This window comes from Saccharothrix sp. CCNWYY140 (genome assembly GCF_037401995.1).
Lineage (GTDB): Bacteria > Actinomycetota > Actinomycetes > Mycobacteriales > Pseudonocardiaceae > Actinosynnema.
This window is the reverse complement of record NZ_JBBEGC010000048.1, coordinates 1-13,756: the sequence shown is the minus strand read 5'-3', so window position 1 is coordinate 13,756 and position 13,756 is coordinate 1. Positions and strand designations below refer to the sequence as shown.

18 protein-coding genes are annotated in these 13,756 nt (G+C 71.3%); 10 read left to right on the top strand and 8 right to left on the bottom strand.

Annotated elements, in window-relative coordinates; all coding sequences use genetic code 11:
• Positions 1-50: 50 nt before the first annotated feature.
• Complete coding sequence (locus tag WBN91_RS21360; RefSeq protein WP_337725846.1) at positions 51-3,230, bottom strand: penicillin acylase family protein; 3,180 nt, start codon at positions 3,228-3,230, stop codon at positions 51-53.
• Positions 3,231-3,388: 158 nt separating this feature from the next.
• On the opposite strand from WBN91_RS21360, the gene WBN91_RS21355 reads away from it, so the two are divergent.
• The gene (locus WBN91_RS21355; protein ID WP_337725847.1) at positions 3,389-4,009 is read left to right on the top strand and encodes a peptidoglycan recognition protein family protein; all 621 of its coding nucleotides are present in this window, start codon (positions 3,389-3,391) and stop codon (positions 4,007-4,009) included.
• 141 nt (positions 4,010-4,150) lie between these two features.
• Positions 4,151-4,798, top strand: coding sequence for a response regulator (locus WBN91_RS21350; protein ID WP_121223286.1), 648 nt, complete (start codon positions 4,151-4,153; stop codon positions 4,796-4,798).
• 234 nt (positions 4,799-5,032) lie between these two features.
• Here the strand turns inward: WBN91_RS21350 and WBN91_RS21345 are convergent, their stop codons facing one another.
• A complete protein-coding gene (locus WBN91_RS21345) occupies positions 5,033-6,493 on the bottom strand; it encodes a tetratricopeptide repeat-containing diguanylate cyclase (RefSeq protein WP_337725848.1) in 1,461 nt (486 codons plus the stop codon).
• A gap of 100 nt (positions 6,494-6,593) precedes the next feature.
• A complete protein-coding gene (bluB, locus tag WBN91_RS21340; RefSeq protein WP_337725849.1) occupies positions 6,594-7,226 on the bottom strand; it encodes a 5,6-dimethylbenzimidazole synthase in 633 nt (210 codons plus the stop codon).
• Positions 7,227-7,310: 84 nt separating this feature from the next.
• On the opposite strand from bluB, the gene WBN91_RS21335 reads away from it, so the two are divergent.
• The gene (locus WBN91_RS21335; RefSeq protein ID WP_337725850.1) at positions 7,311-7,634 is read left to right on the top strand and encodes a hypothetical protein; all 324 of its coding nucleotides are present in this window, start codon (positions 7,311-7,313) and stop codon (positions 7,632-7,634) included.
• Here the strand turns inward: WBN91_RS21335 and rpsR are convergent.
• The 4 genes from rpsR to rpmB are packed head-to-tail and all read right to left on the bottom strand — an operon-like array spanning position 7,582 to position 8,528.
• Complete coding sequence (rpsR, locus tag WBN91_RS21330) at positions 7,582-7,815, bottom strand: 30S ribosomal protein S18 (protein WP_337725851.1); 234 nt, start codon at positions 7,813-7,815, stop codon at positions 7,582-7,584. The two genes, WBN91_RS21335 and rpsR, sit on opposite strands and share 53 nt — an antisense overlap.
• A gap of 10 nt (positions 7,816-7,825) precedes the next feature.
• Positions 7,826-8,122, bottom strand: a complete 297-nt coding sequence (gene rpsN, locus WBN91_RS21325; protein WP_337725852.1) for a 30S ribosomal protein S14 — start codon at positions 8,120-8,122, stop codon at positions 7,826-7,828.
• A complete protein-coding gene (rpmG, locus tag WBN91_RS21320; RefSeq protein WP_033439124.1) occupies positions 8,122-8,289 on the bottom strand; it encodes a 50S ribosomal protein L33 in 168 nt (55 codons plus the stop codon). Before rpmG ends, rpsN begins: the two co-directional genes overlap by 1 nt.
• Positions 8,289-8,528, bottom strand: coding sequence for a 50S ribosomal protein L28 (gene rpmB, locus WBN91_RS21315; RefSeq protein WP_337725853.1), 240 nt, complete (start codon positions 8,526-8,528; stop codon positions 8,289-8,291). The genes rpmG and rpmB overlap by 1 nt, the downstream gene beginning before the upstream one ends.
• Positions 8,529-8,590: 62 nt before the next feature.
• On the opposite strand from rpmB, the gene WBN91_RS21310 reads away from it, so the two are divergent.
• The 3 genes from WBN91_RS21310 to rpmF are packed head-to-tail and all read left to right on the top strand — an operon-like array spanning position 8,591 to position 9,977.
• Positions 8,591-9,562, top strand: coding sequence for a GTP-binding protein (locus WBN91_RS21310; RefSeq protein ID WP_337725854.1), 972 nt, complete (start codon positions 8,591-8,593; stop codon positions 9,560-9,562).
• A 2-nt stretch (positions 9,563-9,564) separates the two neighbouring features.
• Complete coding sequence (locus WBN91_RS21305; protein ID WP_337725855.1) at positions 9,565-9,816, top strand: type B 50S ribosomal protein L31; 252 nt, start codon at positions 9,565-9,567, stop codon at positions 9,814-9,816.
• Positions 9,816-9,977 carry a 50S ribosomal protein L32 gene (gene rpmF, locus WBN91_RS21300; protein WP_337725856.1) on the top strand — a complete coding sequence of 54 codons (162 nt, stop codon included), beginning with the start codon at positions 9,816-9,818 and terminating at the stop codon, positions 9,975-9,977. Before WBN91_RS21305 ends, rpmF begins: the two co-directional genes overlap by 1 nt.
• Here rpmF and WBN91_RS21295 read toward each other — a convergent pair.
• The gene (locus tag WBN91_RS21295; RefSeq protein WP_337725857.1) at positions 9,974-10,636 is read right to left on the bottom strand and encodes a histidine phosphatase family protein; all 663 of its coding nucleotides are present in this window, start codon (positions 10,634-10,636) and stop codon (positions 9,974-9,976) included. The genes rpmF and WBN91_RS21295 overlap by 4 nt on opposite strands.
• 55 nt (positions 10,637-10,691) lie before the next feature.
• Here WBN91_RS21295 and WBN91_RS21290 point away from each other — a divergent pair, with 55 nt between their 5' ends.
• The 4 genes from WBN91_RS21290 to WBN91_RS21275 are packed head-to-tail and all read left to right on the top strand — an operon-like array spanning position 10,692 to position 13,639.
• Entirely contained in the window at positions 10,692-11,012 is a 321-nt protein-coding gene (locus tag WBN91_RS21290; protein WP_337725858.1) for an EthD family reductase, read from the top strand.
• Positions 11,009-11,833 carry a 3-hydroxyacyl-CoA dehydrogenase family protein gene (locus WBN91_RS21285; protein WP_337725859.1) on the top strand — a complete coding sequence of 275 codons (825 nt, stop codon included), beginning with the start codon at positions 11,009-11,011 and terminating at the stop codon, positions 11,831-11,833. The genes WBN91_RS21290 and WBN91_RS21285 overlap by 4 nt, the downstream gene beginning before the upstream one ends.
• Positions 11,834-11,842: 9 nt before the next feature.
• Positions 11,843-12,982 (top strand): GNAT family N-acetyltransferase, encoded by a 1,140-nt coding sequence (locus tag WBN91_RS21280; RefSeq protein ID WP_337725860.1) that lies wholly within the window; start codon positions 11,843-11,845, stop codon positions 12,980-12,982.
• A gap of 45 nt (positions 12,983-13,027) precedes the next feature.
• Complete coding sequence (locus WBN91_RS21275; RefSeq protein ID WP_337725861.1) at positions 13,028-13,639, top strand: trimeric intracellular cation channel family protein; 612 nt, start codon at positions 13,028-13,030, stop codon at positions 13,637-13,639.
• The last annotated feature ends 117 nt before the right edge of the window (positions 13,640-13,756 follow it).

Sequence of the window (13,756 nt, the reverse complement as noted above, 5' to 3'; positions counted from 1 at the left end):
CGGAAGACCCCGGTCCCTGGGGGTGGACCGGGGTCTTCCTGCGGACCGGTCTACGTGTCGTAGACCTCAAGTTCGTACAGTGAGTATCCGTAACTCGTGGCGCGTTGGATACCCGTCATTCGTACGAATCGTGCGGCGGTTGGGGTGAACGACACGACGTCCTGTCCGCCGTTTCCCGCACCAGTCGTGAATACCTCCCGCCAGTTGGTGCCATCGGGTGACACCTCGATTCGGTACGACCGCGCGTAGGCCGCCTCCCAGGACAGGACCACGCGCCCGACCGTCCGCGACGACCCGAGGTCGACCCGCAGCCACTGGTTGTCGCTCCAGTCGCTGGCCCACCGCGTGTCCGGCTTGCCGTCCACTGCGTACCCCGGCGGCGAGTAGTACCAACCGCGCTCGTAGCTGCTCGCGACCGCTGTGGACCCCGCCGCCAGGTTGGTCACCGCCGCACCCCGCCGCGCCGGGAACTGCACGACCTGCTGGTAGGTGGGCCGGTTCTGCCAGTGGATCTTGTCGTGGGTGATGCCGCCCATCGCGCGGTGGATGATCGTGTCCGCACACCACTGGTCGCCCGCCGCGCAGTCGGCGTCGGCGGGGTACACAGTGGTCGCCGGCACCGCCACGGCCTGCGCCAGCGAGTCCAGCAGCACCTGGCGGCAAGCCGACAGCGACCCGCCACCGCAGTACTTCGCGCCCAGCGGACCGGCCACACCCTCGCCGAGCACCGCACGCAGGTCCTTGTCGACATAGCTCCACCAGCCGTACTGGAACGACGACCCCTTGTGCGGCGCGGCGCCGTGCTTGTCCGAAGGCGGCTCGTCCACCGAGATCGCCCCGGTGAGCCGTGAGTACAGCTCGTCGCCGAGGCCGGGCTGGAACGAAGCCTTCACCAGCTGCGGCCACCACGCGTCCAGCAGACGGATCGCCTCGGCGTGCGCGTAGGTCTTGCTGCCGCGCGAGGTCTCCTTGCGCAGCGACCCGGACCGCTGCCAGTCCCGCAGTTTCGTCACGGCCGACGCCAGCGCCGGGTCGGTGACGGCGGCGGTGTCCAGCACCCGCAGGACCTTCGGCAGCACCTGCTCGGCCCGCAGGTCGGCCACGCCCGCCTCGGCCATCGCCTGGGTCAACGACGTCCGCGTCACCTTGCGCCCACCGGCGATCAGCGCTCGCACCCGGTCGTCCAGCAGGTCGCCGCGGTGCACGGACCCGTTGCCGTAGCCCGACGCCGAGTAGTCCAGCGCCTGCTTGTTGTTCCAGGAGATGTAGTAGTCCTGGTTGATCGAGTTCGGGTGCTGCGCGAACGGCGTGTAGGACGCCGTGTTGCGGTCGGGGTCCCAGCCCTCCCACTCGTTGCCCTGGACGGCCAGCACGGGCAGGTGCGGGTCGATGTGGGCCTTGCGCACGGGGTTCGCGCCGGAGTTGAAGTACGCGGTGTCCTTCGCGTCGACGTAGAACCAGTTGAACGCGTACCCGATGTGCTCGGCGGCGCGCTGGAAGTCCTGCGCCGAGCGCACCGCGCCCGGGTCGTTGAACTCCTGGAACCCGATGATCGAGTCGACCTCGTGCAGGTACGTCGACCGCAACGACGTGTAGGCCACGTGCTTGCCGCCGACTTGCGCGCGGCTCTGCACCAAGCCGTACTTCGTGCGGTACATGACCAGGGTGTACGAGCCCGCCGGGGTCGGGTCGGCGACCGTGGACTTCCACGCGTTCTTGCGCTCGATCCGTTCCATCGGCAGGCATTCCGCCCGGAACCGGTAGTGCAGGGACGCCGCCGACGCGGGCCGGCCGTCGGGCTCGCACAGCTCGACGGCGTAGGTGTCGGTGATGTCCTGGCCCGCCGAGGTCGCGCTCCACGAGTAGTCGATGCCGCGCCCGAGCTGCACGTACATGCTGACGCCCGCGAACGACACGCCGCGCGCCCGCAGGCCCGGACCGTTGAGTTCCTGCAACATCAGCAGCTGCGGCGCGAAGTACCCGGTCTGCGGACCCCACACGGCGATCGGGTTGCCGGTGTCGGTGTGCGCGCCGGACACGGCCAAAGCGTTGGACATGCCGTGCTTCTTGGTCAGCAAGTCCTTCGGCAGCACACCATCGGCGAAGATCCCTTGCACGGCCTGCAACTCCGCCGGTACGTCCACAGTAGACTGCGCCGAAGTGGTCTGGTCGTACACCATCCGCTCAGGCGTCACCACGCCACCGTCCGGCAGTGCCACACCCTGCGGCGACGAAGGCGTTGTGCCGTAGGGAAAGCGCTGTCCGTCGTGCAGGGTCAGCACGGACTCGGGGTCGTTCTGCTCCCGGAACGACCGCCACACCTGGTCACCCAGAGCCGCGCCGTACCGGTTCTGCGCGGCGAGCTTGACCAGCGCGTTCTGCACCTCGCCGCCACCGCCGGCGCCGAACAGGCCGCCCACCACGGCGGCGATCGCGACCAGGTCGGTCGGCTGGAACGGCCGGATGTCGTTCCAGTTGGTGATGGCGTCGGCGTGCCCGGTCAGGACGTACTCGCCGGGGAAGTACCGGCCGCTCACCGCCGCCGAGAGGTAGGCGTTGATGCCGGCGACGTAGTCCTTCACGTCCTGCAACGCCTGCTGCCCGCGCGGCCCCTGCGTGGCGACCTGGTCGATCTGGCGTTGCAGGTCGGCCTCGGTGTAGGGGATCTGGTTGAAGAAGCTCTGCTCCAGCGCCCGGTTGCCCTCGGCGCCGCCGGCGAACCCGGTCAGCTGCCCGCGCCCGAGGTGGCGGAACAGGTCCATCAGCCAGAGCCGGTCCTGCGCGGCGGCGTAGCCCGCGCCGAACTCGGTGCCGGACCGGGTGGTGCCGTAGATGTGCGGCATCCCGATGCGCTTGTCGCGGATGATCGTGACGTCCGCGCGCGGCTTGATCGTGCTCTCCACCTGGTCGGCGGGCACGCCGAACGAGGCGTCGTTGAAGAAGGTCGACAGCTGGTCGTTGGTCAGCCCGCCGTAGCCGGAGACCAGGGAGTCGTACTTGCCGAGCTGGTCGGCGGCGTGCGCGGGCCGGGTGCCCAGCGCCTTGTGGGCCAGGATCTCGGCCAGGGTGGCGTTGCCGTTCTGGCCGGGTGGTAACACGTCGTGGCACTGGCCCAGGCAGTAGTCGTCCGGGGCGTAGGCGGTCGTGCGGGGCGAGGCCCCGGCGGCGGGAACGGTGACGGCCGTGGCAAGGAGTGCGACCACGGCCAGGGATCGGGCGGCTCTCCGCATGACGCGAAGCTCCTTCCAGGCAGGGTTCGTGTGACGCACGTTACTCACAAGTAAAGATTCGCGAAAGTGCTTCGCGTTTGCCGCGGGCCGGTGTCACTCCATCGAACGGGTGTCGGTTGTTGCCGTGAAGGACCCGCAGTGGGAAAACGTTCCACGTGATGCGTCGACGAACCCTGCTCGCCGGCGTCGTCGGCGCCGGCTTCCTCACCGCCACCCCCGCGCACGCGACGCCCGTCCTGCCCATCCGCTCGTGCGCCGACTGGTCGGCCCGGCCGCCCGCCGCCGCGCCGACCGTGCTCACGCAGCGCCCGGTCCGCATCCTGATCCACCACACCGCCACCGAGAACACCTCGGACGTCAGCCAGGCGCACGCCTACGCCCACGCCCGGTGGATCCAGGACCTCCACATGGACACCAACGGCTGGATCGACTCAGGGCAGCACTTCACCAACAGCCGCGGCGGTTTCCTCATGGAGGGCAGGCACGGCAGCCTCGCCGCGCTGCGGGCCGGGGACCGGGTCGTGGTCGGCGCGCACTGCCCCGGCCAGAACAGCGAGGCCATCGGCATCGAGAACGAGGGCAACTACATGTCCGTCGAGCCGCCGGTCCTGTTGTGGGACTCGCTGGTGTCTTTCTGCGTGTACACATGTGAGCAGTACGCCATCCCGCCCAGTGAGATCTTCGGCCACCGCGACTACCGCGACACGCTCTGCCCGGGCGACAAGCTCTACGCCCTGTTGCCGCGTCTGCGCCAGGAAGTTGCGCGCGTTCTCGGCTGATCTCCGGGATTTCCTGGCAACTGTGAACAGGCTGTTCCGGGCGGCATCCGTGGTGAGATAACGGTGAATTAACGTCAGCTTGCGTGTTCGTGCGCGAGGCTGAGCGAGTACGAACACGAAACGCCAACGCGGGGAGGCGTCGTGATCAAGGTGATGCTGGCCGATGACGAAGACCTCGTCCGGTCCGGCCTTCGCATGATCCTCAACAGCGCCGGCGACATCGAGGTCGTGGCCGAATGCGACGACGGGCACCTGGTGGCCGAACTGGCCCGCCAGCACCGCCCGCACGTCGTGCTGCTCGACATCCGGATGCGGTCCTCCGACGGGCTGACCGCGCTGCGGCGGCTGCGCTCCATACCCGACGCGCCGCGGATCGCCATGCTGACCACGTTCGACGTGGACGAGTACGTGTCCGAGGCGCTGCGGCTGGGCGCGTCGGGCTTCCTGCTCAAGGACACCGAGCCCGAGCAGTTGGTGCGGGCGGTGCGCGACCTGGCGTCCGGCGGCGCCGTGCTGGACCCGGGCGTGGCGGCCCGCGTGCTCGCGGCGGTGGCCGACGGGGAACGCGCGGCCGAGCCCGCGCGGCGCCTGCTGGCGTCGCTGTCCGAACGGGAGCGCGAGGTGCTCGTCCTCATCGGACAGGGCATGTCCAACGCGGAGATCGGCGGGACGTTGCACCTGTCCGAGGCCACCGTGAAGGGGTACGTGTCCTCGGTCCTGGGCAAGATCGGCGCGGTCAACCGCGTGCAGGCGGCCCTGGTGGCCTTCCGCGGCGGCTTGATCGCTTGAGAACCGGCTCGACTCCCGTGCGGTGTGGGGCCGCGCGGGAGAGCCCGGTCTCGCACGTTCGGTAGGTCTCGCAGGTTCGGTCGGCCTCCGGTTTTGCCTCGCGGTCGGCCTCCGGTTTTGCCTTTCGGTCGGCCTCCGGCCCCCGTCTCCATCGTCCCACCGGGGTACGACAATCGGGTTCGTGCGGCCGACTGAGGCGTTCGTGCGGCCGAGTCAGGCGTTCGTGCGGCCGACTCAGGCGCCGCCGACGATCTCGGCCACGCTCGGCTCCACCTCGACCCGGTTGCGCCCCTGCCGCTTCGCCCGGTACAGCGCCATGTCGGCCGCCGCGAACAGCTGGTCCAGTTTGGCCGGACCCGCGGCCACCCCGATGCTCACCGTCGGCCGGCGGGTCGTGCCCAGCACCATCGTCCAGTCGTGGCAGTCCACGGCCGCCCGGATGCGTTCGGCCACCACCGGGCCGACGTCGCGCGCGTTGCTGTCGGTGTCGCCCAGCAGCACCACGAACTCGTCGCCCGCCCACCGCGCCACCAGGTCGTCGGCCCGGCACTCGCGGCGCAGCAGTTGGGCGATCTCGCGCAGCGCGGCGTCACCGGCGGCGTGGCCGGCGTCGTCGTTCACGCCCTTGAACCAGTCCACGTCCACCAGGACCAGCCACGGCACCCGGCCCCGTGCGGCCGTCGACTCCAACAAGCCCGCCGCCGCGCGTTCCAGGCCCAGGCGGTTCGCCAAGCCGGTCAACGGGTCGCGGGCCGCCGCTTCCTGGGCGGCCACGGCCAGCCGTTGGGCCTGCACGGCCACCCGCCGCTGCTCCAGCGCCTGCCCCAGGCCCTCCTGCAACGTCTCCGTCGCGGTCTTGCCCGCTGCGACCGAGCAGCGCAGCGCCGCCGCCTCGCCCACGTGGTCGCTCATGCGCTCGCAGATGTCGGCCAGGTCCAGGGAGAACCGCAGCAGCAGGGACGCGTCGTTGATCGTCTCGACCGCCGCCACCGCCCGGCTGGCCAGCGTGCGCGCCTCGACCAGGTCGCCCTGGTCCCGCCGCACGACCGCCAGCACCCAGTTCCCGACCGCCTGCGCCCACCGGTCACCGGCCTCGTCGGCCTGCCGCAGCGTCTCGCGCGCCGCCTGCTCCGCCTCGTACAGCTCGCCGACCCCGGCCAGCGACCGGCTGTACGCCCCGAGCAGGGCGCGCCGCATCTGTTCGTCGGTGGTCAGCTCCAAACCCTCCCGCAGGTACTCGCGGGCCTCGGCGAAGATCGACGGCGCGACCTCCGGCGGCGAGGAGATGGCGCGGAAGTTCAGCGTGCCGCCCAGGCCCTGGAGGCAGTGCCCGAGCACCTCGGGGACGTCCGCCCGCCGCGCGACCTGCACGGACAGCCGCAGGATGTCCACCGCGGCCCGCCGGTTGCCGATGCCCTCCAGCAGGTAGGCCAGTGCGTGCATGGCCTGCGCCGCCGCGGGGTTGTCGGCGTTCTCGCCGTCCAGGTCGGTCCAGCCCTCGGCGGCCAGTTCCAGGGCCAGCGGGATGCGGCCCAGCCGCCACGCCAGCTTCGCCCGGTTGACCAGCACCGCCGACCGCGTCCACCGGTCGGCGCCCGGCGGGATCCGGCTCACGACCTGGTCGAACAGCGTGTTGGCCTCCTGGAGGCGGCCAGCGTTCAGCAACGCCTTGACCTCAAGGTCCAGCTGTGGCACCGCTACCAGCTGATCTCGCTGCTCCACCCGTGTCGACACTCCATTCCGGCTCGGTGGGCGGGTACGCGGGGCCGCCCACCTGCGGTACGGCTTAGACAGGCTACCGGGACGAACGCCGTGTGTACCGCTCCTGGTGAAGGACGTCGTCCAGCGGTAGCCGGTTCCGCCAGCCGTGGCGCTCCAGGTCGGGGGTGTCGGGCAGGCACGCGACCGGTCCGACGCACAGCCACGCCACCGGCCGCACGCCGGCGGGGATGTCCAGCAGGCGGCGCAGCTCGTCCTCGCGGTAGAAGCTCACCCAGCCCACGCCCAGGCCCTCGGCGGTCGCCGCCAGCCACAGGTTCTGGATCGCCAGGCACACCGAGTACAGGCCCGCGTCGGCGATGGCGTGCCGGCCCAGCACCGCCGGCGACCCGCGCTCGGGGTCGTAGGTGACGACCACGCCCAGCGTGGACTCCAGGATCCCCTCGACCTTGATCCGGGCGAACGTGTCGGCGCGCTCACCCTCCAGTTCGGACGCGAACACGCTGCGCTCGGCCTGCACGTGGTCGCGGAACGCGCGCCGCGTGTCCCGGTCGCGGACCACGATGAAGTCCCACGGCTGCGACAGCCCGACGCTCGGCGCGGCGTGGGCGGCCGTGAGCACCCGGCGCAGTACGTCGTCCGGGATGGGGGCGCCGGTGAACTCGCCCCTGGTGTCCCGGCGGCGGTGCAGTACGTCGTAGAAGCTCATTCGGACGATCGTGCCTCACGCGATCAGGTGAACTCCGCCTTGCTGCGGTGGCGTGCGTCTCAACCGGGCGTTGAATGGCGGGTCATGCCGAGGATCGGAAGTGCTCCCGGGTCCGCGCTGGGTTTCGCGGGCGGTGTCGTGGCGGCGGTGGTCACGGGCAACTGGCCCCTGGTCTCCCTGGTGGCGCTGGTCGCCGTGGTGGTGGCGGTGTCGCTGGTGACCACACCGCTGGGCGCGGCGCTGACCGCCCTCCAGTGCTGGGGCCTGTACGGCAGCTTCGTGGTGGGCGCCGAGGGGCACTTCACGGCCGACTGGCCCGCGCTGGCGGTGCTGGCGACGGCCGGCACCGCCTCGCTCAGCGGCCTTGCGAGGGGTAGGGCAGCAGTGCCATCTCCCGCGCGTTCTTGATCGCCGTCGCGACCTGCCGCTGCTGCTGCGGCGACAGGCCGGTGACCCGGCGGGACCGGATCTTGCCCCGGTCGGAGATGAACTTGCGCAGCAGCGTGACGTCCTTCCAGTCGACGGTCGTCACGCCCTCCTTGCGCAGGAGGTTGACCCGCTTCTTGGGCGTGCGTTCGGGCTTGGGCACGTGGGCTCTCCTACCAGCTCGACTTGGTGACACCGGGTAGCTCACCCTTGTGCGCCATCTCCCGCAACCGGAGGCGGGACAGGCCGAACGCCCGGAAGTAGGCGCGGGGACGGCCGTCGACGGCGTCGCGGTTGCGCAGCCGGGTCGGGCTGGCGTCCCTGGGCAGGCGCTGGAGTGCCGCCTGGGCCTCGGCGCGGCGCTCCGGGTCGGTGCGGATCAGCTCCTTGAGCTGCGCCCGGCGCTCGGCATAACGGGCCACGACCTCGCGGCGCTGCCGGTCCTTGGCGATCTTGGACTTCTTGGCCATCAGCGCTCTTCCTTGAAGTCGACGTGCCGGCGCACCACCGGGTCGAACTTGCGCAGGACCAGCCGGTCCGGGTCGTTGCGGCGGTTCTTGCGGGTCACGTAGGTGTAGCCGGTGCCGGCGGTGGAGCGGAGCTTGATGATCGGCCGGACGTCGGTGCTCTTGGCCATCAGACCTTCTCCCCCCGCGCGCGCAGCTCGGCCACGACGGACTCGACGCCCCGCCGGTCGACGGTCTTGATCGCCTTGGTGGACAGGGTGAGCACGACGAACCGGTTCTCGCTGGGCAGCCAGTAGCGGCGGCGCTGCGTGTTGGGCAGCCAGCGGCGGTTGGTGCGCCGGTGCGAGTGCGAGACCTGCTTGCCGTAGCCGGGTTTCCGCCCGGTCAGCTGGCAGTGGCGGGACGACATGCGACCTCCGGTGTGGGGACACGGTTTTGGAATGACAACCGTTTTCATCTACTGTAGCGCACATGGAAACCGTTGTCGTTCTGGTGGCCGGCGGGCACGGCGTGGCCACGTCCCTGTGGTGCGCCTCGCCGGACGCCGTGCTGGTCCGGTACGACCTGACGGACCTGCGCTCCGGTGTCGTGCGGCGGTGGGTCGACGGGGAGCTGGAGGTGCTGGAGCTGGAGCACGGCTGCGTGTCCTGCACCCTGCGCCACGACCTGCTGCCGTTGCTGGACGCCCTGGGTGGTCGGGTGATCGTCGACCTCGACCCGGCCCTGGAACCCGAGGCGGTGTGCCTGGCCCTGCGGTCGCGGGCGGTGCGGGTGCACGCCGTGGTGACGGCGGTGGACACGTCCACGTGGCTCGCGGAGGCCACCGGTGACGAGGAGCTGGTGTCCGACGTGCCGGGGGACGAGCGGACGTTGGCGCAGGTCGTGGTGGGGCGGACCGAGTTCGCCGACGTGCTGGTGATGGTCGGGACGCCGTCCTTCGAGCTGTCTGCCGTGCTGGACCGGCTGTCTCCCGGTGTCCCGCGGGTGTCGTTGGACGAGCTGCCGGCGGTGGTGCGGGGCTTGGACCGGGTCGAGCGGTTCGACCAGGTCAGCGGGTCATTGCTGCGTGGTGCGCCCTTGGAGCCGGCGGGCGATGTCGGGGTCGTGCACTTCGTGGCGTCGCGGCCGTTCCACCCGATGCGGTTGCACATCGCTTTGGACGTGCTGTTGGACGGGGTGGTGCGCAGCCGGGGGCGGTTGTGGCTGGTCAGCCAGCCCGACGCGTTGCTGTGGCTGGAGTCGGCGGGCGGCGGCCTGCACATGGGGGAGATCGGGCGGCGGACCGGCGGGGTGCAGGAGATCGTCGCGATCACCTGGAAGGCCGCGGAGTTCGAGATCACGTCGGCGCTGCGCGAGGCGCTGGTGACCGACGAGGAATGGGCGTTGGCGGACGAACTGGACTTCGTGGACCCGTTCGCCGAGCACGAGATGGAGGAGCTGTAGTCGTGAAGAAGGGCATCCACCCGGACTACCACCCCGTGGTGTTCCAGGACTCGGGGACGGGCAAGGCCTTCCTGACCCGGTCGACGGCGACGTCGAACCGGACCGTGGAGTGGGAGGACGGGCGCACCTACCCGCTGATCGTGGTCGACGTGACCTCGGATTCGCACCCGTTCTGGACCGGGTCGCAGCGGGTCGTGGACACGGCGGGGCGGGTCGAGAAGTTCAACCGGCGGTACGGGAAGAGGTCGCGCTGATGGCCGTGCCCAAGAGGAAGACGTCGCGGAGCAACACCCGGCACCGGCGGTCGCAGTGGAAGGCCGCGGTGCCGGACCTGGTGCCGGTGAAGACCCTGGACGGCCGCGAACTGCTGGTCCCGCGCCGCCTGGTCGCCGCCTACCGGCGCGGTCTGCTCTAACCCCGGGTCGCGCTCCAACCCTGGGTCGCGCCGTCCGGGGAGGCGCGCCACTGGACGAACGGCCGGTCCAGCGACCACCGCGCGCCGTCCCACGTCAGAACCCGGTGCTCGCAGGTCTCCGGGTTGGACAGGGACTCGAACAGCTCGATGCTCCACCCGAACAAGCGCCGGCACAGCAGGCGGATGGTCAGGCCGTGTGAGACCACCAGGGCCGTGTCGGGGTGGTCCGGGCGGTTCATGCGGGTTTCGAGGTCGACCAGGAAGGCCGCCAGGCGGTCGTCCACGTCCGCGCCCGATTCGCCGTTGGGCAGGCGGAAGAAGAAGTGGCCGAAGGCGTGGCGCTGGTGTTTCAGGACCTCCTGTTGCACCGGGTCCTGGAGGTTGCCCCAGTCCTGTTCGCGCAGGCGGGGCTCGGCGACGACCCGTTCCGCCTGCTCGCCCAGGGCGAGGCCGCGGAGGGTGGCCTGGGTGCGGACGTACGGGCTGACGTAGACGGCCACTGGCGCGCCGTCCAGCAGTTCCTTGATCCTGGGACCGGCCTCGGCGGCTTCCCGCTCTCCGCGCGGGGTGAGGGGGAGGGCGTGGTCGGGTATACGGCAGTAGGCCAGTTCGTCGACGTTGCCCAGGCTTTGGCCGTGGCGTAGCAGGATGATCCGCACACCGCCATCGTGCCGATGTTACAGTCCGGCGGCCAGACCGGACGGAAGGTGTCACATGATCAAGTACATCGCGCTGTACCGGAAACCCGAGGACGCCCAGGCCTTCGACGAGGCCTACTTCGACTCCCACCTCCCCCTCGTGCGCAACACGCCCGGCCTCTTGAAGGCCGAGGTGGCGAAGGTCGGGCGGGTGTTCGTGCCGGGCTTCCTGGGTGAGCACGAGCCGCACGTCGTGGCCGAGATGTACTTCGCCTCCGAGGCGGACATGAAGGCCGCGTTCAAGTCGCCCGAGTGGCAGGCCGCGGGCGCCAACCTGACCGAGATCGGCGGGATGGACCTGGTCGCCATGTTCGCCGCGGAGGTCGTCGAAGCATGATCGCGGTGGTGATCGGGGGCGGCACGATGGGGGCCGGGATCGCGCACCTGCTGCTCGCGGGCGGGCACGAGGTGGTGCTGGCCGAGTCGTCCGCGGACCGGGTGGTGACCGCGCGGTCGGCGGTCGCGGCGTCGTTGGCCAAGGCGGCCGACCGGGGCAAGTTGGCGAGCGCGCCCGACGAGGTGCTGAAGAACCTGACCGTCGTGGAGCAGTTGGCCGCGGTGCCCGCCGAGCTGGTCGTGGAGGCCGTCCCGGAGGACGTCGACCTCAAGCGCCGCGTGCTGGCCAACGCCGCAAACGCTTGCCCCGACGCGGTCCTGGCGTCCAACACCTCTTCGCTCTCGATCACCGCGCTGGCCCAGGGGCTGCCCGGCGAACGCGTGATCGGCATGCACTTCTTCAACCCCGTGCCCGTGCAGCAGCTGGTGGAACTGGTCGTGCACGACGGGGTCGCCCCGTCCACGGTCGCCAGCGCGCGCAAGTGGGCCGAGGACCTGGGCAAGACCGTCATCGAGGTCAAGGACGCGCCCGGCTTCGCCACCTCCCGCCTCGGCGTCGCGGTCGGCATGGAGGCCATCCGGATGCTGGAGGAGGGCGTGGCCAGCGCCGAGGACATCGACACCGGCATGCGCCTGGGCTACGGCTGGCCGATGGGCCCGCTCAAGCTCACCGACCTGGTCGGCCTCGACGTCCGCCTCGCCATCGCCGAGCACCTGGCGGCCGAGCTGGGGCCGCGGTTCGAGCCGCCGGCGCTGCTGCGGGACAAGGTCGCGCGCGGTGAACTGGGGCGGAAGTCGGGGCAGGGCTTCTTCGCCTGGTAAGCAGGACGGGTGCTGATCCGAGAACTCACCGACGCCGACGCCGACGAGGTCCGCCGACTGCGCAAGGTGGCCTTCGGGGCCGCGTCGGAGGAGAACCCCGTCCGCCCCGGGCGGCGCGGGCTGCTCGCCGAGCTGGACGGGCGCCCGGCGGCGGTGCTCACGATCACCGACTTCCACCAGTTCTTCGGCGGCGCGCCGGTGCCGATGGGCGGCGTCGGCGGCGTCGCCGTGGACCCGTCGGCGCGCGGCCGGGGCGTGGCGTCCGGCCTGCTCGACCGGACCCTGACCGACCTGCGCGACCACGGCCAACCCCTGTCCGCGCTCTACGCGACCGTGCCCGCGCTGTACCGGTCGCGCGGCTGGGAGCGGGCCGGGGTGTTCGAGTGGGTGGACTTCCCGCTCGACCGCCTGCCCACCGGCCCCCGGCTCGCCGCCCGCGCCGCGACCGAGGCCGACCTGGACGCGCTGCACGCCTGCTACACCGACCTGGCGTCCACGGTGAACGGCCTGGTCGACCGGTCCAAGCCGGGCGTGGACGTGGCCGACGTGCTCAACCTGGACGTGGTCACCGTGGTGCCCGGCCACGACGGCGAGGTGCGCGGTTTCCTGACCGCCGAACGCCAGCGCGAGGGCCTGCGGGTGTTCGACCTGATCGGGCGGGACCGGGACACCCAGTTGGGGCTGCTGCGCTCGCTGACCAGCTGGTCCGGACTGCTGGACCAGGTGTCGCTGCGGGTGACCGACCCGGCGGTGACGGGCCTGCTCACCAACCAGGCCATTCGCTACACCGTCACCACCTCCGCCTGGCTGCTGCGGGTGGTCGACCTGCCCGCCGCCGTCGCCGCACGCGGGTGGCCGGCGGCCCCGTCCCTGCGCGACGCCGCCGTCGACCTGGAGATCATCGACGAGCACGCTCCCTGGCACGCCGGCCGGCAGCGGCTCGTGGTGGAGGACGGGAAGGTGCGGGTCGAGCCCGGCGGCAGCGGTGCGGTCCGCCTGCACGCCCGTGCGCTGGGGCCGTGGTTCAGCGGGATGCAGGACACCCACGCCCTGCGCCGCGCCGGCCTGCTCGACGGCGGTGGTGAGGCGGCCCTGCTGGACCGGCTGGTCGGCGCACCGGGCGTGCCCCGCCTGGCCGACTTCTTCTGACTCCTCGATGTGACCGGACGCGGCGGTGTCGCCTAGCCTCCACCGGTGCTGACCGCGCTGGAGCTGATCGGGATCGCCGCGTTCGCCGCCTCGGGCGCGCTGGCCGCCGTGCGGTCCCGGTTGGACGTCTTCGGGGTCATCGTGCTCGCCCTGACCACCGCGCTGGGCGGCGGCACCATCCGAGACGTGCTGCTGGACGTGACCCCGCCCACGGCCCTGGTGACCTGGCCGTACCTGGCGGTCGCGGGCGGCACGGGACTCGTCGTGTTCCTGTTTCACCCGACCGTGGCCAAACTTCGCCGTTCCGTGTTGGTGCTGGACGCGGTGGGCCTCGGCCTGTTCGTCACCGGCGGCACCAACACCGCCCTCGCCTTGGGCGCACCCCCTTATGCCGCGTGCCTGGTCGGGATGACCACCGGCATCGGCGGCGGCGCCCTGCGGGACGTGCTCCTGCGCGAGATCCCCTTGGTCCTCCGACGCGAGATCTACGCCGTAGCGGCCCTGGCCGGTGCCATGATCGTCGCCCTGGGTGACTGGGCGGGCCTGCCGCCCGAGCCGGTCGCCATCACCGGGTCGGTGGTCATCATGGGCCTGCGCATACTGGCTCTCTGGCGCGGCTGGAATGCTCCGACCGCACCAAAACTTGACGGTGCTTGATGGCCGCGCCTCCGGCACGGCGGTCAAGTCGCCTGGATGCCGGTCGTGGGGGGGGGGGGGGGGGGGGGGGGGGCGGGACGAACTAGAGCGACAGCAGGGCACCCCCCCACCCCCCGG